Raw genomic sequence first — 25,237 nt, forward strand, 5'->3', positions numbered from 1 at the left:
AAAGCCTATGCCGCAAGCCTTGGGGCGTCCAGTCATAGCGAACCGATGCCGATGACCGCAGTCAACACCCTTACGTCCCCGGAGATCACTTCCATGAAACGTCGCTACAGCTGGCCGCTTTGGACAGTGCTCGGCATCGTCGCGCTATTGATTGCCGTGCATATCGCGTTGCCTTATGTCGTTCGCAACTACTTGAATGAAAAACTTGCCGACATGGGCGCCTACCGCGGTCAGGTGACTGATGTCGATCTCGCCTTGTGGCGCGGCGCCTACAAAATCAACGGGCTGAACATCGTCAAGGTCGACGGCAAGGTGCCGGTGCCCTTCGTCAGCGTGCCGGTCATTGATCTGGCGGTGAGTTGGCATTCTTTGTGGTACGACCACGCGGTGGTCGCCGAGGTTGCATTTATCAGCCCCGAGCTGAACTTCGTCGATGGCGGCGCCAACAAGCAGGCGTCGCAGACGGGTGAAGGTACAGACTGGCGGGCGCAACTGAACAAACTGCTGCCGATTACCCTGAACGAAGTCCGAGTGGTTGATGGCAAAATCAGCTTCAACAACTTCAGCTCTACGCCAAAGGTGAAAATCGAAGCGGATAAGGTCAATGCCAGCCTGTTCAACTTGACCAACGTGGTCGACACAGCAGGCAAGCGTGACGCCCGCTTCGAAGGCAAGGCGTTGTTGCTCGGCCATGCACCGCTGGAAAGTAGCGCTACGTTCGATCCGTTCAGCAACTTCGACGATTTCGATTTCAAGTTGCGCGCCACGGATATTCAACTCAAACAGATGAACGACTTCGCGTCGGCGTACGGCAAGTTCGACTTCAACGCGGGCGATGGCGACATCGTGATCGAGGCCAAGGCCAACAAAGGCCAGCTCAGTGGTTACATCAAGCCCCTGCTCAAGAACGTGGACATCTTCAACTGGCAGCAGGACGTGGAAAACCAGAACAAAGGGTTTTTCCGCTCGGTCTGGGAGGCAGTGGTCGGTGGCAGTGAAACGGTTTTGAAAAACCAGGGCAAAAACCAATTTGCGACCCGAGTGGAACTGAGCGGCAGTGTCCATAAGCAAGACATCAGCGCGTTTCAGGCGTTTTTGCAGATCCTGCGCAATGCCTTCGTGCAGGCGTTCAATACGCGGTATGACAGCGGGAAGGGGCAGTAGCGAATATAACTTTAGCCGAGTGGCGCGTTAGTGGGAGCGGACCTGTCCGCGAAGTTTGATTTACAACCGATGCAAATGTATCGGTCTACACGGGCCTCTTCGCGGACAGGTCCGCTCCCACTTCACCTGTGCCCGACTCGCACTACGGTCGTCGCGAGCCCACCTTCACACCTCATCTTTCTTACCCTTTCAGCCAGTCAAGACGTGACGCCCCATTCAGGTACTGAATAAAGCGTCTGCGTTCACATCGGCCCGGCGTGCGCGTTATAGTCGGCGCATTCTTCCGCCAGATTTACGCCGCGCAGGCCTTTGTCCGCACGTTACGTTCGAGGATTTATCGATGAAATTCGAAGGCACACAAGCCTATGTCGCCACTGACGACCTCAAGCTTGCGGTCAACGCCGCCATCACGCTGGAGCGGCCCTTGCTGGTCAAGGGCGAGCCTGGCACCGGCAAAACCATGCTCGCCGAGCAACTGGCCGAATCCTTCGGCGCCAAGCTGATTACCTGGCACATCAAATCCACCACCAAGGCCCATCAAGGGTTGTACGAGTACGATGCCGTCAGCCGCCTGCGCGATTCGCAACTGGGCGTCGACAAAGTCCATGACGTGCGCAACTACCTGAAGAAGGGCAAGCTCTGGGAAGCCTTCGAGGCCAACGAGCGGGTGATCTTGCTGATCGATGAAATCGACAAGGCCGACATCGAATTCCCCAATGACCTGCTGCAAGAACTCGACAAAATGGAGTTCTACGTTTACGAGATCGACGAGACGATCAAGGCGAAAATCCGCCCGATCATCATCATTACCTCCAATAACGAGAAAGAACTACCTGACGCCTTCCTGCGTCGCTGTTTCTTCCACTACATCGCCTTCCCTGATCGCGCGACGCTGCAGAAGATCGTCGATGTGCATTACCCGAACATCAAAAAAGACTTGGTCAGCGAAGCGCTCGACGTGTTCTTCGACGTGCGCAAAGTACCGGGCCTGAAGAAGAAGCCTTCGACCTCGGAGCTGGTGGACTGGCTGAAACTGCTGATGGCCGACAACATCGGTGAAGCGGTGCTGCGCGAGCGCGATCCGACCAAAGCCATTCCGCCGCTGGCGGGTGCGCTGGTGAAAAACGAGCAGGATGTGCAGCTACTGGAGCGCCTGGCGTTCATGAGCCGTCGCGGCAATCGCTAAGCGCTTTTTGATACGTCGGGACAATTATCATGCTGCTCAATCTGTTCAATGAAATGCGCGCCGCCAAGGTCCCGGTCTCGGTTCGCGAACTGCTGGACCTGATCAACGCGCTGAAACAGCGCGTCACCTTCGCCGACATGGACGAGTTTTATTACCTGTCCCGGGCGATCCTGGTGAAGGACGAGCGCCATTACGACAAGTTCGATCGGGCGTTTGGCGCCTACTTCAACGGGCTGGAAAAGCTGGATGATCATTTGCAGGCGTTGATCCCCGAGGATTGGTTACGCAAGGAGTTCGAGCGCTCGCTGACCGAAGAGGAACGCGCGGCGATCCAGTCCCTGGGCGGCCTGGACAAGCTGATCGAAGAATTCAAAAAGCGTCTGGAAGAACAGAAAGAACGCCACGCCGGCGGCAACAAGTGGATCGGCACCGGCGGCACCAGCCCGTTTGGCTCAGGCGGCTATAACCCTGAAGGCATTCGCGTCGGCGATGCAGGTAAGCGTCAGGGCAAGGCGGCGAAAGTTTGGGAGCAGCGCGAATACAAGAACCTGGATGATCAGGTCGAATTGGGCACGCGCAATATCAAGATCGCCCTGCGCCGACTGCGAAAATTTGCGCGGCAAGGCGCGGCAGATGAGCTGGACATCGACGGCACCATCGACCACACCGCCCGCGATGCCGGGCTGCTGAATATTCAGATGCGTCCCGAGCGGCGCAACACCATCAAGCTGTTGCTGCTGTTCGACATCGGCGGCTCGATGGACGCCCACGTGAAGATCTGCGAGGAGTTGTTTTCGGCCTGCAAGACCGAGTTCAAGCACATGGAGTACTTCTACTTTCACAACTTCATCTACGAATCAGTGTGGAAGAACAACCAGCGTCGCACCTCTGAACGTACGTCTACCCAGGACTTGCTGCACAAATACGGCGCGGATTACAAAGTGATCTTCATTGGCGACGCCGCGATGGCGCCCTACGAAATCACCCAGCCGGGCGGCAGTGTCGAGCATTGGAACGAGGAAGCAGGCTACGCGTGGATGCAGCGCTTCAAGGCCAAATTCAAGAAGATCATCTGGATCAATCCGTACCCCAAAGACGCATGGGCCTACACCACCTCGACCAACATTGTGCGGGATTTGATCGACGATCAGATGTATCCGCTGACGCTGCGAGGGTTGGAGGAAGGGATGCGGTATTTGGCGAAGTAACCGCTGCTACGCGTCCGCACGATTAATTCTGTAGCAGTCCGATCTGCCGGCGGTCGCGTCCACAACACAGGACTGCTACAGATTCATTTGGCGTTCATCAGGCCTAGCGCTGCAAGCACCTCATCCGATATCAAGACACCAACCTAGTCTCGCCATTTCATTTGATCCGCATCTAGCGGTGCCCCTCATTTTACTTTTCCTTACATCTTAGGCTTTGACTAAAGGCCGTAGTTACTGATTACGTCACCTCATTAGTTTAACCAAAGCTAATCAAAACCACAGAATGGCACTTAATTAATTACCAGAGACCCGCTTTTGTGGAAAATTAAGTATATATAAGGGATTTATAATGGACAACCTTACCTATAACAAAGCGATCCTGACAACCTCGCTACTTTTGCTTATGACTGGGTTATTTGGCTCGACAGCCGGCGCAACACCGGCATGCGATCCAGACAATAGCCCAGAGACTAATACAATTGAAAGCACAAGCGATGTAGACCGCGCAAGTGAGCCTACCGACGCCCTTGATGTTGAAATCACCGACTTACCCGATAAAATAAATCGCGTGTTCGATAAATTGGAAACGGCAAGCGATGTGAAATACTATAGCTTTGCTGCGTTGCGTGGACAAAAGGTAATGATTCATGATGTTCAGCGAGGGGCCGACGGATCGTACTGGAAAATCGAATATAACATCACAGGAAAATGGCACCTAATGCCTACACTCGAACCCCTAGTTACACCATCATTAGATATCGGCCAAAAGGTTAAGATCCGGATCTCACATCCGACCCGCGTACCTATCCAACCAAATAGGCACTTCCACCTCGACTTCGGATCCGCCCCATATGCCCATGATATTAGAATCGAAACAGAAGGCCCGACAACAGGAACTTATTTCTCAACTAAAACATTCAGGAACAGAATTCTGTTGTTGACAAATATTCGGGATTCAAAGGGCCATTATCTAGAAGGGGCAACTGTCAATTTCGTAATCAATCCCGACGAGCAAAACCCATCTAGCTCGGTGAATTCGCAAAGCGTCACCACCAATGGCGGGGTCGTGCAATATGTTGATTTTCCGCGCTGCATTGGTCGCCACACGACCGCTCCATTTCAAGAAAGCGGTTCTAAAACAAAGTGGCGAGTTACTTATAACACTGGCCACTGGTATGTTTCTGTGAGAGGCAACCCAACTGCTGGAATTAGCCCAGTAAGTATCACACAAATCTGCACAATAGATCTCGCACGCTAATATTAAAAGGTTAACGGCACCCACGGTGCCCTTAACCTTTTAGAGACGGGAACCGGAGAAATACCGCGCATACTTGGCTGACAAACCATCTATCGTATGGCCTACGAGCCCTGCGAGAACCCAAACATACTCCTTACCCAAGCCCTTAAGCACCGAATGTTGATTTAACAATTCAAAAAGTTGTGTATCATCATCCACACCCAGTAAACCTGACACGCACACCGGTTTGATTAAACCTTTTTCATCCACTGAAAAACTGATCTCCTTCAACAGTTCAGGTTTGATGCCAACGCTCGCCGTTTTTACACTATCCCATATGTCGTCCATTTGACTCGCAAGGCATTCCGCTGCGCACTTACGAGCAGTCAACTTTACTTGCTCGTAGAAATCACGCGAATTTAACGCACGAAAGGATACACATCCGTCCTCATGCGATCGAAGGGTACTATCAAGTATGATCTCGTGATAAACGTAATCGGGCTCCGGCTCACTCAGTATGAGTTCGCACTCTTGCACCGTAACCTCATCGACGTTTCCGGTTCTTTTTGCTTTCTCATAGGCGATCTCTACTGCTTGCCTGTAAGAGTGATTTTGATCAACGACTAAATTCAGATTCATAGTTGCTACTCATGGCAGGGGTTATCTAAATTGCATAACGGCCAGCACAAGAAATAATTGACCTGACAATTCAGTCTGATAATTCCGATCAATAAGTATGAAAAAGGCTACAGACCGACCCACTGAAGTTGCCGCAAATACCCCGCCTGCTCCCGATGCACGACACCCTGCATCACCGGTTTTAACTGCACGACAGTAGTCGGTAGTTTCTGCGCCAGTCTTACGAGTAACAGCGGGGAATGGAAGAAGGGATGCGGTATTTGGCGAAGTGAGACGGTGGTTTCAGACTCGCTACGCTTTCCGGTAGGAGTTGACGACCAGCGCGAGGCTCCGGGGTCGCGCCCGACCGATTACGCTCTGCCTGACACACCGCGATCGGTCGGGCGCGACCCCGGAGCCTCGCGCTGCTCGTAAGGTCATACAGTCATGCGGCGTCCGCATTAATTGATTTGGGCATTTAACCCAACGCTTGCCGAATCCGCTGCACCGCCGCAATGGAACTGGCGTTGTCGCCATGGACGCACAAGGTGTTGGCGGCAAGCCGCAGTTCACTGCCATCGCTGGCAGTCAGCGCTTCGCCGCGGGACAGGGTCAACGCCTGCTCGATGATGCGTTCCGGGTCATGGTGCACGGCGCCCGGCAGGTTGCGGGAGACCAGTCGGCCGACACTGTCATAAGCGCGGTCGGCAAAGGCCTCGAACCACAGCGTGACGTCGTATTCGTCGGCAATCGCCTGAGCGGCCGCGTTATCGCGCATTGCCAGCACCATCAAAGGCAGTCCGGCGTCGTAACGCGCAATGCCCTCGATCACGGCGCGCAATTGAGCGGGATTGGCCATCATGTCGTTGTACATCGCGCCATGGGGTTTGACGTATTGCACCCGACCGCCCTGCCCTCGGCACACGCCATCTAAGGCGCCGATCTGGTAATGCAGCAAGTCTTGAATCTCCTGCGCCGAGCACGCCATGGAGCGACGACCGAAACCCACCAGATCCGGATAGGCCGGGTGCGCGCCGATGGTGACGTTGTGGGACAACGCCAGGGCGACTGTTTTGCGCATCACGCTGGGGTCGCCCGCATGGAAACCGCAGGCGATATTGGCGCAGTCGATGAACGGCATGACCTCAGCATCCAGCCCCATGGTCCAGGCGCCGTAGCTTTCACCGATATCGCAGTTCAATAACAGGCGGCTCATGGGGAATCTCCTGTGTGGGTTTCATCATCTGTAGGAGCGCGCTTGCCCGCGATTGCATTGGGTCAGCGACAAATAAATTTTTGACACACTGCTATCGCGGGCAAGCGCGCTCCTACATGCGGGATTTACCGCCAATCGGGGTTGACCGCGCGTTTGTGTCGACGACCCACTGCCAGCCAGTCGATGAACACCACGATGCTTTCGATCACCAGCGACAGCAACAACGCGCCCATCAGCCCCCAGCCAATCACTTCAGGGGTCAACAGCACCTGCCAGCTATAGCCGTTCCAGGTTTCCATACGGATTTCCGGGTTGGCGGCGGTGAACACATGCCAGGCCCTGGCGTACCAAGGGCCCTGCAGCGCCTGCCATTCGCGGTCGAGGATCTGCGCGCGGGTGATCAGGTTGTTCACACTGTCGGCATCGCTACGAAACACCGGGTCGTCGCTGCTGCGGTAATGCTGGATCAACGCCTGCACATCGCCATTGAAAAAGCGCTGCGCCGTGTCGTTGTAGCCCTTCATGCCCTGCTGGGCTTCGATCAGATGCGCTTCGACGCGCTTGCTGTAATCGCTGATAAAACCGGGCACCTGAACGCCAAACAGCAATCCTGCGGTGAACAGCACCAATCTCAAATAGCTTCGCAGCATAGGTCCCTCTCGGTCATCGAATCGGTCGCGTCGAGTCTGTTACGCGCAGTTTTCAAGTAGAACCCTGGGCCACGCATTCTCCGCGGCGCCACAAGCTCCATTGGCCTGGCTCGTAGCGATGCCAGATTTCGTCCTCGGTCAGCGGCTCGGTGGCGATCACGGTCACGACATCATTGGGCGTGGTTTCCGCCTGGAAATCGACAATCACATCGACATCCTTGAGCCGGGCCGGGCCGAACGGCGCTCGACGGGTGATCTGTACCAACTTGGTGGAGCAGAAGCAAAACAGCCAGTCACCGTCGCTGAGCAGGCAATTGAATACGCCTTTGCTGCGATATTCCGCGCAGGCATCAACCAACGACGGCAGCAATTGTTCGATCTCCACAGGCTCAGGCTCGGCCTCACGAACCCGATTGAGCAGGTCGCAGAACGCCGCTTCGCTGTCGGTATCCCCCACGGGGCGATAAAACGTGGCGCGGGGATTGAAATCCGCAAGCTGGCCGTTATGGGCAAAACACCAATTACGGCCCCACAGCTCGCGGACAAAAGGATGGGTATTGGAAAGGCAGACTTTGCCGACGTTGGCCTGACGAATGTGGCCGATGACCACTTCGCTCTTGATCGGGTAACGCTGTACCAGTTGCGCAACCTCGGATTCGCTGCTGGCGGCGGGGTCTTGAAACAGACGCAGACCGCGGCCCTCATAAAAGCCGATGCCCCAGCCATCGCGATGGGGGCCGGTCCGGCCACCGCGCTGCATCAGCCCGGTAAAGCTGAAAACGATGTCGGTGGGGACATTGGCACTCATGCCCAGTAATTCACACATGCTCAGGGCCTCGATACGTTCTGCAGCGTTGGCCTGTTAAAGCTTGGGTTCGACCCGAATACGGGGGCCGGCGCTGCTTGCCGGACCATCCCGGGTCGGTAAAGCAACCGCAGGCTGAGTCGTGTAACGGCTGGAGTCTGGTGAGGCAAAAGGCTCGTCTTCATCGTCTTTGCTTGCAGCAGCTTGCGCATCGGCGGCGGCCTTGGCGTGAGCCGCTCGCGCTTTTCGAGCGTTGAGAATCGGCAAACGAATCAGCGCGAAGATGACGTAAAGCCCCAGCGCCACGGCGCCGTAGGTCGCCAGATCCAGCACAGCGCGCCAGACGTTGTTGCCGACCTTGAAGGCCAGATCGAGCACGCTGATGGCCAGCGCCGGTGCGTATTTTTCCTTGACCGGATCGATAAGCGTCGGCGAAAACAACAGCAACGCACCGATCAGCCATAGCGGCTCGCGCAGGTAGCGCCACATCCAGCCCGTCAGCTTCATCCACACCAACAGACAGCCCAACGCAGCGAATGCGTAAAGGCCCCAGCCAATCATATAGTCGTTGTCGGTCATGACGTCCGTGGTAAGGCAGGTAAAGAGGCGCTTATGATAACGACTTTTCGCCAGCCAAGCTTCCCCGGCTTCAGCATCGGTGCGTGCAACCCTTCAAACACAGGGCCGCCACCGATCATTTCATTATCAGAGAGCCCAGCATGCCCTTATCCAATGCCCCCCTCAGCGCCCCGATCGCCCGCAAGGCCGACGGCGCAGACCCGTATGCCTGGCTGCAGAACCGCGACACCGACGAAGTGCTCGACTACCTCAAGGCCGAAAACGCCTACCAAGAGCAGCAATTGGCCGATCAGAAGGCTCTGCGCGAGACTTTATTCCAGGAAATAAAAGGCCGCATCCTCGAAACCGACCTCTCCCTGCCCTCCCCTTGGGGCCCTTACCTGTATTACACGCGCACCACCGAGGGTGACGAGTACGGTCGGCATTACCGCTGCACGCGCCCGGCCGATGACTCGCAAACGGTCGACCAAAGCACCGAAGAGTTACTGCTGGACCCCAACGCCCTGGCAGGTGGCGGGTTTTTCTCCCTGGGCACGTTCAGCATCAGCCCCGATCATCAGCGGCTTGCCTACAGCCTGGACACCACCGGTGAAGAGGTTTATCAGCTGTTCGTCAAAGAACTGAGCAGCGGCCAGCTCACTGCACTGCCGTTCGAGGATTGCGACGGCAGCATGACCTGGGCCAATGACAGCCAGACGCTGTTCTTCGGCGAACTGGACGACACTCACCGCCCGCACAAGCTGTATCGCCATAGGCTCGGCAATGAATCGGCGGACCTGGTGTTCAACGAGCCGGATGGCCGATTCTTTTTGCATTGTTATCGCAGCAGCTCCGAGCGCCAGTTGGTGTTATCCCTCGATAGCAAGACCACCAGCGAAGCCTGGGTGCTGGACGCCAGCAAACCGGAGCAAGCCTTTGTCTGCATGGCGCCGCGTGCCGAGGGCCATGAGTATTCAGTGGACCACGGCCTGGTGGATGGCCTCTGGAGCTGGTTGATCCGCAGCAACCAGAATGGCATCAACTTCGCGCTGTTCCATGCGCCGGAGAAAACCAGCGGCGTGCCGGACAGAGCGCAATGGCAAACCCTGATCCCGCACAACGATGCGGTGATGCTCGACGGCTTCAGCCTTAACGCCAAGGCTCTGACCTTGAGCTTGCGCGAAGGCGGCTTGCCGATTGTCGAAGTTCACCCACAAGGCGCGGCACCCTATCGCGTGCAATTGCCGGATGCGGCCTACAACCTCTACGTGCAGGACACACTTGAATTCGACAGCGACAAGATTCGTCTGCGCTATCAATCGTTGAATCGCCCGGCTCAGGTTCGGCAATTGGTGCTGGCGACCGGCGAGCAGTCAGTACTCAAGGAAACACCCGTGCTCGGCGTGTTCGATGCCGATGCTTACGTCAGTCAGCGGTTATGGGCGACGGCGCCGGACGGCACGCAGGTGCCGATCAGCCTGGTGGTCAAGCGTGAATTGGCAGGCAAAACGGTGCCGCTTTACCTTTACGGCTACGGCGCTTACGGCGAAAGCCTTGACCCGTGGTTCTCTCACGCGCGGCTGAGCCTGCTGGACCGGGGCGTCGCGTTTGCCATCGCCCATGTGCGCGGCGGCGGCGAGTTGGGCGAGGCCTGGTATCGCAACGGCAAGCAAGAGCACAAAACCAACACGTTCACTGACTTCATCGCTTGCGCCGAATATTTGATCGCGCAGCAACTGACCAGTCCCGAACAATTGGTGATCAGCGGTGGCAGCGCGGGTGGCCTGTTGATTGGCGCGGTGGTCAATCAGCGTCCCGAGCTGTTCAAAGCGGCGATTGCCGAAGTGCCGTTTGTCGATGTGCTTAACACGATGCTCGATCCCGAGCTGCCACTGACCGTCACCGAATACGATGAGTGGGGCAACCCGCAGGAGCCCGACGTCTACGCGCGCATCAAGGCCTACGCGCCGTATGAAAACGTCACCGCCCAGGCCTACCCCGCCATGCTGGTGATCGCGGGCTACAACGACAGTCGCGTGCAGTATTGGGAGGCGGCCAAGTGGGTGGCAAAATTGCGCGACCACAAGACCGACGACAATCTGCTGCTGCTCAAGACCGAACTGGGCGCAGGCCACGGCGGCATGAGCGGGCGTTATCAGGGATTGCGTGACGTGGCCCTGGAGTACGGTTTCGTCTTGAAGGTTTTGCAATTGAGTTGAGTAACCTGGTGGGCACCTCATGTGCCTATCAGCAGGGTCCGAGCGTTGCGTCGCTCGGATCTGTTGTTGATGTCGTCCCTTTCTTAAAACTTGCACAAGATCGAGCCATGTCCACACCGTCATCACTGAATAACGAAATTCGCGAAATGCTGATGGACTGCGGTCTGTTCGACCCGCTTACGCCTGCGGAGTTTTCCGCCGCTGCGGGGTATTTCAGCATCAGCAGCATCGACAAAGGCCAGGCCATTTTCAACGAAGGCGATGCCGGCACGTTCATGTGCATCATCCATTCAGGCTCGGTGTCGGTGCAGAAACTCAACAGCGACGGCAAGCCGGTGGAGCTGGCCGTGCTGCGTAGCGGTCGAACCTTTGGGGAAATGGCGGTGCTCGACGGCGAGCGTCGTTCGGCAACCTGCATTGCCGCTACGCCCAGCTACCTGCTGAACCTGGGCCGGGATTCACTGGACAAGATGATCAACGAGGCGCCCAAAACAGCCGCCAAAATCATCCGCGCGATCGCCGTGGCGTTGTCCAAACGCCTGCGCATGATGGATGGGCAGTTGGCGTCGCAGCAGGTTTAGCGGCGGATCGCAAACCCTCTTCTGTAGGAGCCAACTTGTTGGCGAGAGATCTATGCCGTGTCAGTTAATCCGCCTCGCGAACAAGTTCGCTCCTACAGAGACAGCGCTTGTTTCAGGGCTTAACGACTGGGCTGGTTTCCTGATCCAACCCCTGCAACGCCTCATCTTTCGGCGGCCCAGGCTGTGGGATTTTGGGCAGTAACGGTGGATCGCCCACGCCACCTTCTCGGGAAATGCTCGGTGGGGAAACTTGCGGGTATGGCGTCGGTGTTGCGGTGCCGGGGGAGCCCGGCGGGGACGATGTCGGCCCCGGGGTGTTGAGCGTGGGTTGCAGCGTCTCGGCCTGAATCGCACATACCGAGAGCGTCGCCAGGGTAATCGCCGTTAGAATGTAGCGCTTCATCGATGGGGCTCCGCCGCCTGTGAGAGTTGTGGGTCACAGGCTACTCCTGGATGTCCGATTGCGCGCTGCAAACCATCAATTTTTCACTTCATCACTGAGTGCTCCATGAAACGTTTCGTTCTGCTCGACACCACTCCGATCCCCGACAACGGCGGCGCCTTGTGCCTGTTCGAATACGGCGAAGACTTCGTGATCAAGATCCAGGGCGGCGACGGCGGCCAGTTGATGAACACGCGTATGCACGGTTCCGAAGACGCACTGGCCGAAATCCCCTGCAAAAAGGTCGCGCCGCGCGCCCAACCCCGCGTGCTGATCGGCGGGCTAGGCATGGGCTTCACCCTCGCCTCCGCGCTCAAGCATCTGGGCAAAAACGCGGAAGTGGTTGTCGCCGAACTGGTGCCCGGCGTCGTCGAATGGAATCGCGGCCCGTTGGGTGAAAAGTCAGGCAATCCGTTGCAGGATTCCCGCGCCAAAGTCGTCATTCAGGACGTGGCGCAGGTGCTGAAAAGTGAGCCACAGGGCTTCGACGCGATCATGCTCGACGTCGACAACGGCCCCGAAGGCCTGACGCAAAAGTCCAACAGCTGGTTGTATTCATCCGGCGGGCTTAGCGCCTGTGCCCAGGCTCTAAGGCCAAAGGGCGTGCTGGCGGTCTGGTCGGCCAGCGCTGACGCGGCGTTCTCCGACAAGCTGCGCAAGGCCGGCTTCAAAGCTGAAGAGGTCAAGGTCTATGCCCATGGCAACAAAGGCACCCGGCATACGATCTGGATCGCTGAAAAACTGAAAGCCTGATTGGGCTGCGAAGCGCTAGACTGCCAACATTGTCGACAACAGAACACGAATCAGGTGACACCATGAGTACGACCACCCCGACCAATACCTCGAAGCTGGATCGCATCCTCGCCGACGCTCAACGCGACCGCGAAATGGGTTACCGCGACAAGGCCCTGCGCATGTACCCCCACGTGTGCGGCCGTTGCGCCCGTGAATTTGCCGGCAAACGCCTGAGCGAACTGACCGTGCACCACCGCGACCACAACCACGACAACAACCCTCAAGATGGCTCCAACTGGGAATTGTTGTGCCTGTACTGCCACGATAACGAACACTCACGTTATACCGATCAGCAGTATTTCTCCGAAGGCTCCACCAGCAGCCCGAAAACCGCCAAAGCAACGCACAACCCGTTTGCGGCGCTGGCCGGGTTGATGAAGAAAGACGACTGACGGCGACGTCCTTGCCCTTGTTGGAGCGAGGCTTGGTCTGGGCCGCATTCGGACGAAGTCAGGACGCGGTAAGCCTGACGCACCGCAATCGCAGCTTCGCGGGCAAGCCTCGCTCCTACAGTTCGTATTTGCCGCGCCTCCCGTATAATCCCGCGCCTTCCCCCTCAGCGAGCACTCTCCCCCGTGGCCAACAAACGCTATGCCTGTATCGGCCTGTACAACCCAAAATCGCCGGAAAACGTGGGCTCGGTGATGCGCGCGGCAGGTTGCTATGGCGTCGCGTCGGTTTTTTATACCGGCACGCGCTACGAGCGCGCGCGGGACTTTGTGACCGACACCAAGAAGATCCATCAGGACATCCCGCTGATCGGCATCGACGATTTGAAAAAAATCATTCCACTGGGCTGCATTCCGGTGGCGGTCGAATTGGTCGAAGGGGCGCGCGCGTTGCCCGAATACACCCATCCTGACCGGGCGATCTATATCTTCGGCCCTGAAGATGGCTCGCTCGACAAAGAGATTCGCGACTGGTGTGAAGACGTGGTGTACATCCCCACCACCGGCTGCATGAACCTGGCCGCAACCGTCAACGTTGTGCTTTACGACCGCATGGCCAAGGGCAACAACACCCGTTCAGGCCCTCAGTTCGGTCGGGACACCCAAGGCACGTAAGCGAACCATACGATCAAACGCATTGAACAGATCGAGGCTCAGGCAGTCAGCTTTAAGGACCCCAATTCTTCATGGAGAAACATCATGAGCGACACCCCGATCGTTGAACGTATTGACCGCGCTATTGAGCCTCATCCTGAGCAGAACGTGCAGGGTTGGGAACGCATTGGCTCGTTGGCGGGAGGCGTCTTGATGATGGGCAAAGGCCTGCGTCGTGGCGGCATTTTCGGCATCATTCAACTGGCCATCGGCGGCGCAGTACTGGCCCGTGGTATTACCGGTCACTGCTCGGCCAAAGCGATGGTCGAAAAAGGTCGCAGCGATCTGGAGACAGCCAAATCTCGCATTCAGCGCGCTGGTGCGGAATTGAGCAGCTTGAAGACCAAAGCAGAAGTCGCGGCTGAAGAAGCCGTGGTGAAAAGCATTGATTCGGTAAAAGCACCAAAGACCGAGATCTAAGCGTGTGAAAACTCTGTAGGAGCGAACTTGTTCGCGAGCGGTTGAGAGCATCGCCGAAAAGTTGGCTCCTACAGATGACCGTGCGCCTTACCCCGCCCGAAAGATCAAATAATCTTCCCAGTCGTCTTCCGACACGCTGTTCTCGCTAACCATCCGCCCGGACTGTGAAACCCGCGCCTGATGCACTGCATCGCGATCGCCGCACACCAGATGATGCCAAAGCGGCAAATCCTTCCCTTCGCTGACCAACCGATATCCACAGGTCGGCGGCAGCCACGTGAATTCATCCGCTTGCCCTGGCGTCAGTTGAATGCAATCGGGCACTGTTGCGCGGCGATTGGGGTAGTCGGTGCACTGACAGGTCTTCAGATCCAGCAGCTTGCAGGCGATGCGCGTGTAATAAACGCTGTTGTCGTCCTCGTCTTCCAGCTTCTGCAGGCAACACAGGCCGCAGCCATCGCACAAGGATTCCCACTCGACGGCATCAAGCTGATCGAGGGTTTTGCGTATCCAGAAGGGTTCGACTTTAGCGGCCATGGGTGCGGGAATCGGTATCAATAGAGTGAAAGGCCGACAGTTTAAGGCTGTCAGCCATCAGGACCAAGCGCGTGCGACTGTCGGTAGGCGAGGCTCAATAGCCCCGCGCAAAATCCACTTCGCCACGCAACGGCTCGCTCGCCGCATAAGCCCGAAGATTCTCTACAAACAGCTGCGTCATCATCGTCGGCGAGGTCGGCGCGGAGCTGTGTCCGGTCAGCAACAGGCCCCAGGCGGTCCAGAACGGATGACGTTGCGGCAACGGCTCCTGGCGGCAGACGTCGATGACAGCGCCCGCCAGATGCCCTTCCTTGAGCGCCTCGACCAGATCGGCATCGACCACCGAGGTGCCGCGCCCGACATTGATGAACAGCGCCGAGGGCTTGAACTGAGCGAACAGCTTGGCGTCGTACAGGTCGTGGGTGTGCGGCGTGTTGGGCAGCAGGTTAATGACGAAATCCACCTGCCCCACCAGACGCTCGAGATCGCTCGGCGCGCCTACTTCCACGAACGGCTCCAGCGTGCGAGCGGTCGAGGCGATGCCGTAAAGCTCAACGCCGAACGGCACCAGAAATTTCGCCACCGTGGCGCCAATGTCGCCAGTGCCGACGATCAGCGCTTTGCGACCGGCCAGGCTGTGGCCTGCGCGGTTGTCCCACTTGCGTTCGACCTGGCTGACCAGCCGTGCCAGCACTTCACGCTCATGAACCAGCATGTACGTCAGGACAAATTCGGCCATGACCTGCCCGAAGATGCCAACGGCGCGGGTCAGGCGGTAGTTGCGGTTCAAACCATCGGCCAGCAGCGGCGTGATACCGGCCCAGGTCGATTGCAGCCACTGCGGCCTGTGGCCCTGACGCAACAAGTTCGCCAGCAGGTCAGGCTGACCCAGCCAGACAGGCGCATCGGCGGCCATTCTGGCCAGTTCGGCAGAGTCACCGCTGCTCAGGACTTCGATATCGGGAGCGGCTTTACGGAGTAGTTCGGTGTAAACGGCAAAATCGTGTTCGGCGATCAGAACGCGCATGATTCAAAACTCAAAAAATCGGGACTTGCGACCCATGCCTGCCCAGGCCAAAAGGAGCTTGGGCGGGCATCGATCCGGTAAACCCCTGCGATGATTTGCAGGGTCTTCTCAATGATGCAAACGCTTACATCGGGTCGTTGCGGCGCAGCAGCTCTTCGGGCAAATGCTCGATGTAGTCGTCTTCGGCAGGCGGCATTTGCAGGTGGTAGCCCTGCTTTTCGAGGTTGGCGAGTACGGCGTGGATGTCTTCGCGCGACAGAACCCGCTCAGGGGTCAACACCAGGTTGAAAGCCAGTTGCGGCGTGCCGAACGCGGCCAGCAATTCGTCCGGCACGCGCTCGAGCGCATCGCTTTTGAGCACGTACAGGTACATTTCGTTGCGGCGTGGGCTGCGATAGATGGAGCAAATACGTTTCAAGGCTGTTCTCCGGGGGTGGCCAGGCTGTCGAGCAGCGTCTGACCCATCAACTCGCGGCGCCAGCCACGCAGCGAATCGGGCAAATGGTAGGGACCGTCGGGATAACCGGTCTTGAGCAGCGCTTCCAGGGTTTTCTTGCGCAGCATCAACTCAGGGGCCATGTCCAGGCGCTCTGCCTGCTGCTGGCCGATGACCCGAAGGGATTTCAGCACGTTGGAGGCATCGATCGGCAACGGCTCGGGCAACGCCGGAGGCCACTGGTCTTGGGATACGCTGCCGGCTTTCTTGATCAGATCGAGTAGAAACTCGCCATCCTGACGCACGGTCTTGGGGTGCATGTCTTCGATCTTTGCCAGCGCGGCGAGGTTGTCTGGCTGGGTCTTGGCCAGCGGCCACAGCGCATGCTCACGCAGCACACGATTGCGCGGCTGATTGCGGGCGCGGGCTTCTTTCTCACGCCATGCGCACAACTCACGCAGCACAGCCAACTGGGCACGGGATAGTTTCCACGCCAGCTTGGCTTCGCGGTAGACCTCGTACGGATCAGTCTCGCGGCGCAGATTGGCCACCAGCTCAGCGCCGTCTTCAACCACCCAGGCGTACTTTTCGTCAGTCAGACGGGGGCGCAGCAAGGCATAGACTTCGGCCAAGTGCACGGCGTCTTCGGCGGCGTAGCTGATCTGGGTTTCAGACAGCGGACGTTGCAGCCAGTCGGAACGCGTTTCGCCTTTGGGCAAGTCGATGTTGAGGACTTCCTGCACCAGACGCGAATAACCCATCGAGAAGCCCAGATTCAGGTAAGCGGCAGCCAGCTGGGTGTCGAACAACGGCGCTGGCAGACTACCGGTCAGGCGCAGCAGGACTTCGAGGTCTTCGCTGCACGCATGCACGACCTTGATGACGTCAGGGCTTTCCAGCAATGAAGCCAGAGGGCGCCAGTCGCTGATCAACAACGGGTCGATCAGGTAAGCACGGGAACCGTCGCCGATCTGCAACAACGCGGCGATGGGATAGAAGGTGTCGACCCGCATGAATTCGGTGTCGAGGGCGACAAAGGGCAGAGCCTGCCACTGTGCGCAATGTCGGGCGAGGCTGTCGTCGTCGCGAATCCAGTGAATATCGATGGCCACACGGCTCTCCCTTGAAGAATGGCGCGCAGTATATATCGCTATAAGCGATTACCGGGCATCCGACCTGCAAGTCTTGAGCATCTTCATCATCTGCGCATGGGCTGCGCGTGGAAATAGCGACCGCTCATCGGCTCAGTGGGCGATTTTGCGCAGTACGTACACCCGCCACATCGCATAGCCGGGCAAAAAGTCGTGATGATCGACGATAGCGAAGCCCGCATTGGCAAACTCGGACTCGATGGTTGAGCGGCTGACGACGAATCGGTTGCGCGGTAATTCCACTACCCCTTGGGCGAGGCGAAAGCGTTGCTGACGTTTGCGCCGCCAGGCTTTGAGGTTGCCGTCGACCCACAGTGCGACGATGGCCGTGTCGCGCGTCACGCGGTGGAATTCCTGAAGGATTTCCATGCGCAGGTCGCTTTCTGCCACGTGATGGAACTGGCGCATGCAGAAAATGCAGTCCACCGCATTGGCCGACAAACCGATGGAAAAAACCGAACTCTGAAACGTGCGAATGCGCCCGCGCACTTCGGCTGGCGATTGAGACTGCGCCACCGCCAGCCTGTCTGTGGAGGGATCGGCGGCCAGAATCACCCGATTGGAATGCTCGGCCAGCACGGGCCAGAAACGTCCAGAACCCGACGGAAGATCCAGCACGAGGCCCGGATCCCCGGCATCGCGCAGCGCGTGACGAGCCAGTTGCGCGTCACGCCATAGGCTGAGTTTGCGGGCCAGACCCTGATCGTGCGGCGGCGAGCACTCGCGCACTTGCGCCGCGTCACTCCTGTGATCATTCATTGGCCAGTACCCCGTCCGTATAAATCCCCCGGCAATTGGCGAACATATCCAGGGCCGGGTTGTAGACTTTGGTGTCGACCTTGAGCAGTCCCAACATGGAGTGGAAGAGATTGTCCTGGCTCAGCGGCGCGTTGCGTTCACCTTGCAGGCAGTGCGTATTGACTGCGAACGACTGTTGATAGTTATCGGAGAACCAGGCAACCATCGGAACATGCTTCTGTTGGTCCGGCGCCAGCATATAAGGCGTACCGTGCAAGAACAGGTTGTACTCTCCAAGTGATTCGCCGTGATCGGACAAATACATCATGGCCGTGTCTACTTTGTCCTGATTACTGCGCAGGATATCGATCAAACTCGCCAGTACATGATCGGTATATAACAAGGTGTTGTCGTAGCCGTTAACAATACTTTCGCGACTGCAATTGTTAAGTGCGTTGCTTTCACAGACTGGCGTAAATTTTTCGTACTCTTTAGGGTAGCGCTTGAAGTATTCCGGGCCGTGACTGCCCATTTGGTGCAAAACCAATACCGTGTCTTTGTCCAGGTTGTCGATAAAGTTCTGCAGGCCCTGAAGCAGTATTTCATCGCGGCATTCGTTGTTGGCACAGAGCACTGGATCTTTCAGGTTACTGACATCCTGCAGCGTGACGCGATCACACGTGCCTTTGCACCCCGACTGATTGTCACGCCAGACCACGTTCAAACCCGCGCGCTTGAGCACATCGAGCATGCCTTCCTGATTCCTTGCTGTGGTCGCGCTGTAGTCTTTGCGACCCATATTGGAAAACATGCACGGGACCGACACGGCAGTCTCGGTTCCGCAGGAGTGCACGTCGGTGAAGGCGATCACACCGCGCTCTTTTTTCAGTTGCGGCGTGGTGTCCCGGTTGTAACCCAGGATGCCGAAGTTCTCGGCCCGCGCACTTTCACCCACCACCAGCACCGTAAGGGACTTGCGCTTGTGCTGCGACCATTCGCTGTCGAGTTTGGCGTCGTCGCCCAAGGTCACGAACGGCTTTTGCGCTGACACAACTCGCTCGCTCAGGTAACCGATCGAGGCGCCGATATAGTTGCTCGGCACCACCATCAGACGTAATTCGTGATGATTGCGAAACAACGAGGACAGCCCTTGGTAATTGAGCAGTGCAATGCCGCCGATCGCTGCCGCACAACCTACGCTGACCAGAGTCTTGCTGATCAGCTCTCGGTGCCAGCGACGGTAATTGACCGGTATTTTCCAAAGGATCAGCGAGGGCAGTACGCCCAACAAGACTATATAAACGACAAACTTCAGCGATAACAAATCGCGCACTTCGGTGACATTGGTTTCCGCGAAGTTGCGGAACATGCCGGCATCAATCATGACGCCGTATTGATTCATGAAGTAGGCAACCCCCGCACTGATCATAAACAACACGATCAGCACTGGCTTCATGACGCGTTTAAACGCAAACAGCGTCAAAAAAATATTGAAAACGCAGAAGATGATTACGCCGAACGCTGCACGCAGCATCATGCCTTTACTGTTGAAATCAGTAATAGCGAACAAGTGCTGCCAAAGGGTCAGGTTAAACCCGAGCAATAAAAAAATGCTGGCGAGCAAAGTTACAAGCTCGGGACGAACTGCTTTAACGTTCAGCATGAGGGTCTGCTTGACTCAAGTTAGGAGATGCCAAAGGAGCAATGGAAAATCACTCCTCCGACGTAGCGAACTTTAGGCAGAGGGCCATCAATTTTTTGTGAAAAGGATGCGAACAAATAGTCTTATCAAGGCTGTTTTAACAGTAGGAAAAATCCTCAAAACCCAGTAGTGGTCAGGGGATTGCCGGCCACTCGATCATTCAATGCACCGAATCGGTAGCCTTGGTTTTGGGGATGTCGACAGCACGATCGGCTTGCCGGGCGTCGGCGATGATCATCTGCGCTGCTTTCTCGGCGATCATCAGCGTCGGCGAGCACGTATTGCCGGAAGTGATGGTGGGCATGATTGAGGCATCCACCACACGCAGGCCTTCTACTCCGTGGACCCGAAGTCTTTCATCCACTACGGCATCACGCCCCTGCCCCATCTTGCAGGTGCCAACCGGGTGGAAGATAGTGGTGCCTATCGCGCTGGTTGCCTGGCGTAACTCCTCCTCGCTTTGCAGACTGACGCCCGGCAAATACTCCACCGGCTCGAACGCCGCCAGCGCAGGCGCCGCTGCGATTTTGCGTGTCAGGCGGATGGCATCGGCGGCGACTTTCAGATCGTTCTCGTGACTGAGGTAATTGGGCTGAATGATCGGCGCGGCATCAGGTAGCGCTGAGCGAATTTGCACCGTGCCACGACTCTGCGGACGCAGATCGCAGACCGACGCAGTGAATGCCGCAAACGCGTGTAATGGCTCGCCGAAGCGCTCCAGCGACAAAGGCTGAACGTGGTACTCAAGGTTGGCGCTTGTCTGCTCCGGCCCGGATCGGGCAAACGCGCCAAGCTGACTGGGGGCCATGGCCAGCGGGCCGCTGCGGTTGATTGCGTAGCGCAGGCCCATGTTCATCTTGCCCCACAGGCTGCCGACCATTTGATTAAGCGTGCGGCCGTTGCTGACCTTGTAGATCAGGCGCAATTGCAGGTGATCCTGAAGATTACTGCCCACGCCTGGCAACTCGTGCCGAACGCCAATGCCGAGCTTTTCGAGCAGCGGGCGCGGCCCGATACCTGAGCGCTGCAGCAGCATGGGCGAGCCAATAGAACCACAGCAGAGGATGATTTCCCGGCGTGCCTGGAAAAGCATTTCACCCGAATCGCCCTGGGCGACGATCGCGCTGGCCCTACCGTTTTGGAACTCGATCCGCGAGGCCTCGAAACCTGTCATCACGGTTAAATTAGGACGTTGAGCAATCGGTCTCAGGAAAGCCTTGGACGCATTCCAGCGCACGCCGCGTCGCTGGTTGACTTGAAAGTAGCTACAGCCTTCATTGTCCCCGCCGTTGAAATCCGGGATGGAGGCAATGCCGGTTTGCTCGGCCGCCTGGCGAAACGCATCAAGAATGGGCCAGGACAAACGTTGTTGTTCCACCCGCCATTCGCCCTTGGCGCCGTGGAAGTCGGACTCACCGCCGTAGTGATTTTCCGATTGCTTGAACATCGGCAGAACGTCTTGCCAGCCCCAGCCTTTGTTGCCCTGCGCCGCCCATTCGTCATAGTCGCGGGACTGGCCGCGCATGTAGATCATGCCGTTGATGGACGAACATCCACCCAGCACTTTGCCACGGGGGTAATTGAGTGAGCGGCCATTCAAACCGGGTTCGGCTTCGGTCTTGAAGCACCAATCGGTGCGGGGATTGCCGATGCAGTAGAGATAGCCCACCGGCACATGAATCCAGGGATAGTTGTCCTGCCCGCCCGCTTCGAGCAACAGCACACGGTGTTCAGGGTTTTGCGACAACCGATTGGCGAGCAAGCAGCCCGCCGGGCCTGCGCCGACGATTACGTAGTCATAGAGCACACTGGCAGTCTGCATGTGTCCCTCGTTGTCTTTTTGTTTTTATCGAAGGTTCATCCTGATGTTTTTCTGCGCAAAACAAAAGGCCGCCGCATGTTTCCATGGGGCGGCCTTCATCTGTGTAGCGCCGGGCCAAGCTCTGTAGGAGCGAACTCATTCGCGAGACGCCTGTGCATCTGACGCAAATGTATCGCCTGGCCCTTCGCGAACAAGTTCGCTCCTACAGGTTTTTCAGCGCATTTTTAAACCGCACTACGACGATAGCTGCGGTAGTTCGGCATCCAGAAATTACGCTCGATGGCCTCCCGCAACACGTCTTCGGTGGTCTCCAATGCCACATCGTCGGCCTGGGCTTGCCTGGCGACGGCCAGCGCAATTTTCTTGCTGACTTCCTGGATTTCCTTGAGCGGCGGCAGTACGGCGTCGCCCTTGCCGGTCACCATCGGGGAGCACTCGGCCAGTGCATTGGAGGCCGCCATCAGCATTTTGTCGGTAATGCGCGTGGCTTTTGATGCGATCACGCCCAAGCCGATGCCCGGGAAGATGTAGGAGTTGTTGCACTGTGCGATGTGGAAGGTGCGATCGCCAATGGTCACGGGTGCGAACGGGCTGCCGGTTGCCACCAGTGCATCCCCATTGGTCCAGGTCAGCACTTCCTGCGGCGTGACTTCGACTTTGGAGGTTGGGTTCGACAGCGGCATTACCAGGGGTTTGGCACAGTGCTTGTGCATCTCGCGGATGACTTCTTCGGTGAACAGGCCGCGCTGGCCGGATACGCCGATCAACACGGTTGGCTTGCCGTTGCGCACCACGTCCAGCAATGCAGCATAGCCATCAGCGCTTGCCCAGCCCGCCACGTCGCCAGCTTTCTGTGCGAGGTTTTTCTGGAAGTCCAGCAGGTTGTCCATGCTGTCGGTCAGCAGGCCAAAGCGATCGACCATCATCACGCGTTTGCGCGCCTCGGCCTCGCTCAGGCCTTCGATGACCATCGCAGCGATGATGTGTTCGGCAATGCCGCAGCCGGCTGATCCCGCGCCGAGGAACACCACGCGCTGTTGGCCAAGGGTCTCGTTCTTGGCCTTGCACGCTGCGAGCAACGTACCGACCGCCACCGAGGCGGTGCCCTGAATGTCGTCGTTGAAACAGCACAGCTCGTCGCGGTACTTCTCCAGCAACGGCATGGCGTTGGTCTGGGCGAAATCTTCGAACTGCAAGAGCACGTCCGGCCAGCGACGCTGCACGGCTTCGATGAACAGTGCGACGAAGTCTTCGTATTCTTTACCGGTGACGCGCTCGTGGCGCCAGCCCATGTACATCGGGTCGTCGAGCAGTTCTTTGTTGTTGGTGCCCACGTCGAGCACGATCGGCAGCGTGTAGGCCGGGCTGATGCCGCCGCACGCGGTGTACAGCGACAGCTTGCCGATGGGAATGCCCATGCCGCCAATGCCCTGATCGCCCAGACCCAGGATGCGCTCGCTGTCCGTCACCACGATGATCTTGATGCGATCTTTGGTAGCGCTGCGCAAGATGTCGTCAATGCGATCGCGTTCAGGGTAGGAAATGAACAGGCCGCGATGGGTGCGGTAAATCTTCGAGAACTCCTGACACGCCTGGCCTACGGTCGGGGTGTAGATGATGGGCAGCATCTCGTCCAGATGCGAGTCCAGTAAGCGGAAGAACAATGTTTCGTTATTGTCCTGAATTGACCGCAGATAGATGTGCTTGTCGAGATCGCTCGCGCATTGCTTGTACTGGCTGTACACGCGGGCCAATTGTTCTTCGATCGTTTCTACGTTCTGCGGCAACAGGCCAACCAGGTTGAAATCGATGCGCTCTTGCGGGGTGAAGGCGCTGCCCTTGTTCAGCAGCGGCATTTCCAGCAAGGAAGGGCCGGCGTAAGAAATATATAAAGGTCGCGAGGTCTTGGTCATTTTCAGTGATCGCCTTTTCTCTGTTTGCTCATATCAATAAGTGTCCGAAAACGGGCTCCCCGAGGTCGATGCATCACGACAACTCAGCGCAGGATCCGTCCGAAAAAATGGGGAGATGAAAATCAGGGGGCCTATCTTACGCCCGTCAGGCCGATTGCGACATTTTGTCACTCCGCTGATTGCGAAATGATGGCCTAGGCAGGAGATGGCAGGGTAGTGAAAGGTTTGTCAGGTTGAAAACGGTCGCAAAGGACATAGGGCTGAACTGGCGCAACGCCACTGATGTCATACCGACACCACCAGGAGACGGTAATGCCAGTTCAGCGGTTTTTTCAAATCCACTATTGCTTCAGAGAGGAGCGACAGACCTTCATGCAGCCCGACCGCACCATGAACGATGCGGACGCATGGTATTACGCCTGCCTGCACGCCAGGATCGGTGTGCTGCACAACGTGCCACATGGCCGACCTGAGCTGTGGGCGTTGGAAAAACATGCCCAGCGCTTTGGCTTGAGCGAAGTTTTTTGGGAAGAGTTGCCAAGATAACTTGCGGGTATTACTTCCAGTAAATGACCCAAAGGATGGCGCTCACAGCGGATATCCAGCTCGCCGCCATCAACACTGCAATCGCGATAAAACGCTTTTCCATGAGAGGCCCCGCTGAAATTAGCTGCGAATTTTAGGTCCGTGGCGAACACAATGGCAGGCCTATTTGCACTACCCTCCCGCGTGCTTTTGCACTATTGCCAGCGTTATATGGCATCCCGCTTCATCAGCCCACCGAGCAGCGTGCCAAAGGGCATTCACTTTGTAATGAGCCACGCAAATCAGCGAAAAATTCCCTTCGCCCTTTCGATCCCTATCAAGTGAAGGCACAATCCGCCTCCTTTTTCGGCGGGCATTGCTGGAGGCCTCGACATGATCAAAACGCCGTACTACCTCATCGACAAGCAAAAGCTTCTGCGCAACATGGAGAAGATCGCCTACATGCGCGAGCACTCCGGCGCCAAGGCGCTGCTGGCGCTCAAGTGTTTTGCCACCTGGTCGGTGTTCGACCTGATGCAGCAATACATGGACGGCACCACGTCCTCGTCGCTTTATGAGCTGAAGCTGGGTCGCGAAAAGTTCGCCGGTGAAACCCACGCCTACAGCGTGGCCTGGGCCGACGACGAAATCGAGGACATGCTCGCCAACTGCGACAAGATCATTTTCAACTCCATCGGCCAGTTGCAGCGCTATTCCGAGGCCTGCTCGGGCACCGTGCGCGGCTTGCGGGTCAATCCGCAGGTGAGCAGTTCGGATTACCTGCTGGCCGATCCGGCGCGCCCGTTCAGCCGTCTGGGCGAATGGGACCCGGAGAAGATCGAGCAGGTGCTGGGTGATATTTCCGGCTTCATGTTCCACAACAACTGCGAGAACGGCGACTTTGCCCTCTTCGACAAGATGCTGGGGACCATCGAAGAGCGCTTCGGCCATCTGCTGCACAAGGTCGAGTGGGTCAGCCTCGGTGGCGGCATTCATTTCACCGGTGACGATTACCCGCTGGACGCGTTTTGCGCCCGTCTGAAAGCCTTTTCGCAGAAATACGGCGTGCAGGTGTATCTCGAACCCGGCGAAGCGGCGATCACCCAAAGCGCCTCGCTGGAAGTCACCGTGCTCGACACGCTGTACAACGGCAAGCACCTGGCCGTGGTCGACAGCTCCATCGA

General features: G+C 57.4%; 26 protein-coding genes. 12 read left to right on the top strand and 14 right to left on the bottom strand.

Annotated features, from left to right (window positions below; genetic code table 11):
• The first annotated feature begins 93 nt into the window (after positions 1-93).
• The 4 genes from ACWKWM_RS11400 (at position 94) to ACWKWM_RS11415 (ending at position 4,816) form a co-directional block, all read left to right on the top strand.
• The gene (locus tag ACWKWM_RS11400; RefSeq protein ID WP_483846239.1) at positions 94-1,164 is read left to right on the top strand and encodes a DUF748 domain-containing protein; all 1,071 of its coding nucleotides are present in this window, start codon (positions 94-96) and stop codon (positions 1,162-1,164) included.
• Between the two features lie 340 nt (positions 1,165-1,504).
• Positions 1,505-2,350 carry an AAA family ATPase gene (locus tag ACWKWM_RS11405; protein WP_483846240.1) on the top strand — a complete coding sequence of 282 codons (846 nt, stop codon included), beginning with the start codon at positions 1,505-1,507 and terminating at the stop codon, positions 2,348-2,350.
• 29 nt (positions 2,351-2,379) lie between these two features.
• Positions 2,380-3,558, top strand: a complete 1,179-nt coding sequence (locus ACWKWM_RS11410) for a vWA domain-containing protein (protein WP_483846241.1) — start codon at positions 2,380-2,382, stop codon at positions 3,556-3,558.
• Between the two features lie 349 nt (positions 3,559-3,907).
• Positions 3,908-4,816 (top strand): hypothetical protein, encoded by a 909-nt coding sequence (locus ACWKWM_RS11415; RefSeq protein ID WP_483846242.1) that lies wholly within the window; start codon positions 3,908-3,910, stop codon positions 4,814-4,816.
• Positions 4,817-4,855: 39 nt separating this feature from the next.
• Here the strand turns inward: ACWKWM_RS11415 and ACWKWM_RS11420 are convergent, their stop codons facing one another.
• From ACWKWM_RS11420 to ACWKWM_RS11440, 5 genes are all read right to left on the bottom strand, one after another.
• A complete protein-coding gene (locus ACWKWM_RS11420) occupies positions 4,856-5,434 on the bottom strand; it encodes a hypothetical protein (protein WP_483846243.1) in 579 nt (192 codons plus the stop codon).
• A gap of 457 nt (positions 5,435-5,891) precedes the next feature.
• The gene (locus ACWKWM_RS11425) at positions 5,892-6,629 is read right to left on the bottom strand and encodes a 5-oxoprolinase subunit PxpA (RefSeq protein ID WP_483846244.1); all 738 of its coding nucleotides are present in this window, start codon (positions 6,627-6,629) and stop codon (positions 5,892-5,894) included.
• Between the two features lie 125 nt (positions 6,630-6,754).
• Positions 6,755-7,279 (bottom strand): DUF2937 family protein, encoded by a 525-nt coding sequence (locus tag ACWKWM_RS11430; protein ID WP_483846245.1) that lies wholly within the window; start codon positions 7,277-7,279, stop codon positions 6,755-6,757.
• 52 nt (positions 7,280-7,331) lie between these two features.
• On the bottom strand, positions 7,332-8,105 hold the full coding sequence (locus ACWKWM_RS11435; protein ID WP_483846246.1) for a class II glutamine amidotransferase: 774 nt from the start codon (positions 8,103-8,105) through the stop codon (positions 7,332-7,334).
• 36 nt (positions 8,106-8,141) lie between these two features.
• A complete protein-coding gene (locus ACWKWM_RS11440) occupies positions 8,142-8,663 on the bottom strand; it encodes an MFS transporter (RefSeq protein ID WP_483846247.1) in 522 nt (173 codons plus the stop codon).
• Positions 8,664-8,803: 140 nt separating this feature from the next.
• On the opposite strand from ACWKWM_RS11440, the gene ACWKWM_RS11445 reads away from it, so the two are divergent.
• Both ACWKWM_RS11445 and ACWKWM_RS11450 read left to right on the top strand, forming a co-directional pair.
• On the top strand, positions 8,804-10,861 hold the full coding sequence (locus tag ACWKWM_RS11445) for a S9 family peptidase (RefSeq protein ID WP_483846248.1): 2,058 nt from the start codon (positions 8,804-8,806) through the stop codon (positions 10,859-10,861).
• Positions 10,862-10,968: 107 nt separating this feature from the next.
• Entirely contained in the window at positions 10,969-11,442 is a 474-nt protein-coding gene (locus ACWKWM_RS11450; RefSeq protein ID WP_483846249.1) for a Crp/Fnr family transcriptional regulator, read from the top strand.
• A gap of 112 nt (positions 11,443-11,554) precedes the next feature.
• Here ACWKWM_RS11450 and ACWKWM_RS11455 read toward each other — a convergent pair whose 3' ends face one another.
• The gene (locus tag ACWKWM_RS11455; protein WP_483846250.1) at positions 11,555-11,845 is read right to left on the bottom strand and encodes a hypothetical protein; all 291 of its coding nucleotides are present in this window, start codon (positions 11,843-11,845) and stop codon (positions 11,555-11,557) included.
• Between the two features lie 105 nt (positions 11,846-11,950).
• Here ACWKWM_RS11455 and ACWKWM_RS11460 point away from each other — a divergent pair, with 105 nt between their 5' ends.
• The 4 genes from ACWKWM_RS11460 (at position 11,951) to ACWKWM_RS11475 (ending at position 14,202) form a co-directional block, all read left to right on the top strand.
• The gene (locus ACWKWM_RS11460) at positions 11,951-12,637 is read left to right on the top strand and encodes a spermidine synthase (RefSeq protein WP_483846251.1); all 687 of its coding nucleotides are present in this window, start codon (positions 11,951-11,953) and stop codon (positions 12,635-12,637) included.
• A 62-nt stretch (positions 12,638-12,699) separates the two neighbouring features.
• Complete coding sequence (locus ACWKWM_RS11465; RefSeq protein ID WP_483846252.1) at positions 12,700-13,071, top strand: YajD family HNH nuclease; 372 nt, start codon at positions 12,700-12,702, stop codon at positions 13,069-13,071.
• Between the two features lie 183 nt (positions 13,072-13,254).
• The gene (locus ACWKWM_RS11470; RefSeq protein WP_483846253.1) at positions 13,255-13,743 is read left to right on the top strand and encodes an RNA methyltransferase; all 489 of its coding nucleotides are present in this window, start codon (positions 13,255-13,257) and stop codon (positions 13,741-13,743) included.
• Between the two features lie 84 nt (positions 13,744-13,827).
• Positions 13,828-14,202 (top strand): YgaP family membrane protein, encoded by a 375-nt coding sequence (locus tag ACWKWM_RS11475; protein ID WP_483846254.1) that lies wholly within the window; start codon positions 13,828-13,830, stop codon positions 14,200-14,202.
• A gap of 87 nt (positions 14,203-14,289) precedes the next feature.
• Here ACWKWM_RS11475 and ACWKWM_RS11480 read toward each other — a convergent pair whose 3' ends face one another.
• From ACWKWM_RS11480 to ACWKWM_RS11515, 8 genes are all read right to left on the bottom strand, one after another.
• The gene (locus tag ACWKWM_RS11480) at positions 14,290-14,739 is read right to left on the bottom strand and encodes a YcgN family cysteine cluster protein (protein WP_483846255.1); all 450 of its coding nucleotides are present in this window, start codon (positions 14,737-14,739) and stop codon (positions 14,290-14,292) included.
• A gap of 94 nt (positions 14,740-14,833) precedes the next feature.
• Positions 14,834-15,766, bottom strand: coding sequence for a D-2-hydroxyacid dehydrogenase (locus tag ACWKWM_RS11485; protein ID WP_483846256.1), 933 nt, complete (start codon positions 15,764-15,766; stop codon positions 14,834-14,836).
• Positions 15,767-15,890: 124 nt separating this feature from the next.
• Complete coding sequence (locus ACWKWM_RS11490) at positions 15,891-16,184, bottom strand: YcgL domain-containing protein (protein WP_483846257.1); 294 nt, start codon at positions 16,182-16,184, stop codon at positions 15,891-15,893.
• On the bottom strand, positions 16,181-17,314 hold the full coding sequence (gene rnd / locus ACWKWM_RS11495) for a ribonuclease D (RefSeq protein ID WP_483846258.1): 1,134 nt from the start codon (positions 17,312-17,314) through the stop codon (positions 16,181-16,183). Before rnd ends, ACWKWM_RS11490 begins: the two co-directional genes overlap by 4 nt.
• A gap of 132 nt (positions 17,315-17,446) precedes the next feature.
• Positions 17,447-18,112, bottom strand: coding sequence for a class I SAM-dependent methyltransferase (locus ACWKWM_RS11500; protein WP_483846259.1), 666 nt, complete (start codon positions 18,110-18,112; stop codon positions 17,447-17,449).
• Positions 18,105-19,754, bottom strand: a complete 1,650-nt coding sequence (locus ACWKWM_RS11505) for a phosphoethanolamine transferase (RefSeq protein WP_483846260.1) — start codon at positions 19,752-19,754, stop codon at positions 18,105-18,107. Before ACWKWM_RS11505 ends, ACWKWM_RS11500 begins: the two co-directional genes overlap by 8 nt.
• A gap of 199 nt (positions 19,755-19,953) precedes the next feature.
• Positions 19,954-21,615 carry a GMC family oxidoreductase gene (locus ACWKWM_RS11510; protein ID WP_483846261.1) on the bottom strand — a complete coding sequence of 554 codons (1,662 nt, stop codon included), beginning with the start codon at positions 21,613-21,615 and terminating at the stop codon, positions 19,954-19,956.
• A gap of 224 nt (positions 21,616-21,839) precedes the next feature.
• Entirely contained in the window at positions 21,840-23,528 is a 1,689-nt protein-coding gene (locus ACWKWM_RS11515; RefSeq protein ID WP_483846262.1) for an NAD-dependent malic enzyme, read from the bottom strand.
• A 312-nt stretch (positions 23,529-23,840) separates the two neighbouring features.
• On the opposite strand from ACWKWM_RS11515, the gene ACWKWM_RS11520 reads away from it, so the two are divergent.
• Positions 23,841-24,074, top strand: a complete 234-nt coding sequence (locus ACWKWM_RS11520) for a DUF6555 family protein (protein WP_483846263.1) — start codon at positions 23,841-23,843, stop codon at positions 24,072-24,074.
• 372 nt (positions 24,075-24,446) lie between these two features.
• A partial coding sequence (locus ACWKWM_RS11525) for a type III PLP-dependent enzyme domain-containing protein (RefSeq protein ID WP_483846264.1) occupies positions 24,447-25,237 on the top strand: 791 nt, incomplete at its 3' end.

The sequence above is a fragment of the Pseudomonas rosaeacicularis genome, from assembly GCF_057128745.1.

Excerpts from the sequence above, each read along its gene's own strand:
- ACWKWM_RS11400 (WP_483846239.1), top strand. The coding sequence starts at position 94 with ATGAAACGTCGCTACAGCTGGCCGCTTTGGACAGTGCTCGGCATCGTC.
- ACWKWM_RS11405 (WP_483846240.1), top strand. The coding sequence starts at position 1,505 with ATGAAATTCGAAGGCACACAAGCCTATGTCGCCACTGACGACCTCAAG.
- ACWKWM_RS11410 (WP_483846241.1), top strand. The coding sequence starts at position 2,380 with ATGCTGCTCAATCTGTTCAATGAAATGCGCGCCGCCAAGGTCCCGGTC.
- ACWKWM_RS11415 (WP_483846242.1), top strand. The coding sequence starts at position 3,908 with ATGGACAACCTTACCTATAACAAAGCGATCCTGACAACCTCGCTACTT.
- ACWKWM_RS11420 (WP_483846243.1), bottom strand. The coding sequence starts at position 5,434 with ATGAATCTGAATTTAGTCGTTGATCAAAATCACTCTTACAGGCAAGCA.
- ACWKWM_RS11425 (WP_483846244.1), bottom strand. The coding sequence starts at position 6,629 with ATGAGCCGCCTGTTATTGAACTGCGATATCGGTGAAAGCTACGGCGCC.
- ACWKWM_RS11430 (WP_483846245.1), bottom strand. The coding sequence starts at position 7,279 with ATGCTGCGAAGCTATTTGAGATTGGTGCTGTTCACCGCAGGATTGCTG.
- ACWKWM_RS11435 (WP_483846246.1), bottom strand. The coding sequence starts at position 8,105 with ATGTGTGAATTACTGGGCATGAGTGCCAATGTCCCCACCGACATCGTT.
- ACWKWM_RS11440 (WP_483846247.1), bottom strand. The coding sequence starts at position 8,663 with ATGACCGACAACGACTATATGATTGGCTGGGGCCTTTACGCATTCGCT.
- ACWKWM_RS11445 (WP_483846248.1), top strand. The coding sequence starts at position 8,804 with ATGCCCTTATCCAATGCCCCCCTCAGCGCCCCGATCGCCCGCAAGGCC.
- ACWKWM_RS11450 (WP_483846249.1), top strand. The coding sequence starts at position 10,969 with ATGTCCACACCGTCATCACTGAATAACGAAATTCGCGAAATGCTGATG.
- ACWKWM_RS11455 (WP_483846250.1), bottom strand. The coding sequence starts at position 11,845 with ATGAAGCGCTACATTCTAACGGCGATTACCCTGGCGACGCTCTCGGTA.
- ACWKWM_RS11460 (WP_483846251.1), top strand. The coding sequence starts at position 11,951 with ATGAAACGTTTCGTTCTGCTCGACACCACTCCGATCCCCGACAACGGC.
- ACWKWM_RS11465 (WP_483846252.1), top strand. The coding sequence starts at position 12,700 with ATGAGTACGACCACCCCGACCAATACCTCGAAGCTGGATCGCATCCTC.
- ACWKWM_RS11475 (WP_483846254.1), top strand. The coding sequence starts at position 13,828 with ATGAGCGACACCCCGATCGTTGAACGTATTGACCGCGCTATTGAGCCT.
- ACWKWM_RS11480 (WP_483846255.1), bottom strand. The coding sequence starts at position 14,739 with ATGGCCGCTAAAGTCGAACCCTTCTGGATACGCAAAACCCTCGATCAG.
- ACWKWM_RS11485 (WP_483846256.1), bottom strand. The coding sequence starts at position 15,766 with ATGCGCGTTCTGATCGCCGAACACGATTTTGCCGTTTACACCGAACTA.
- ACWKWM_RS11500 (WP_483846259.1), bottom strand. The coding sequence starts at position 18,112 with ATGAATGATCACAGGAGTGACGCGGCGCAAGTGCGCGAGTGCTCGCCG.
- ACWKWM_RS11505 (WP_483846260.1), bottom strand. The coding sequence starts at position 19,754 with ATGCTGAACGTTAAAGCAGTTCGTCCCGAGCTTGTAACTTTGCTCGCC.
- ACWKWM_RS11510 (WP_483846261.1), bottom strand. The coding sequence starts at position 21,615 with ATGCAGACTGCCAGTGTGCTCTATGACTACGTAATCGTCGGCGCAGGC.
- ACWKWM_RS11515 (WP_483846262.1), bottom strand. The coding sequence starts at position 23,528 with ATGACCAAGACCTCGCGACCTTTATATATTTCTTACGCCGGCCCTTCC.
- ACWKWM_RS11520 (WP_483846263.1), top strand. The coding sequence starts at position 23,841 with ATGCCAGTTCAGCGGTTTTTTCAAATCCACTATTGCTTCAGAGAGGAG.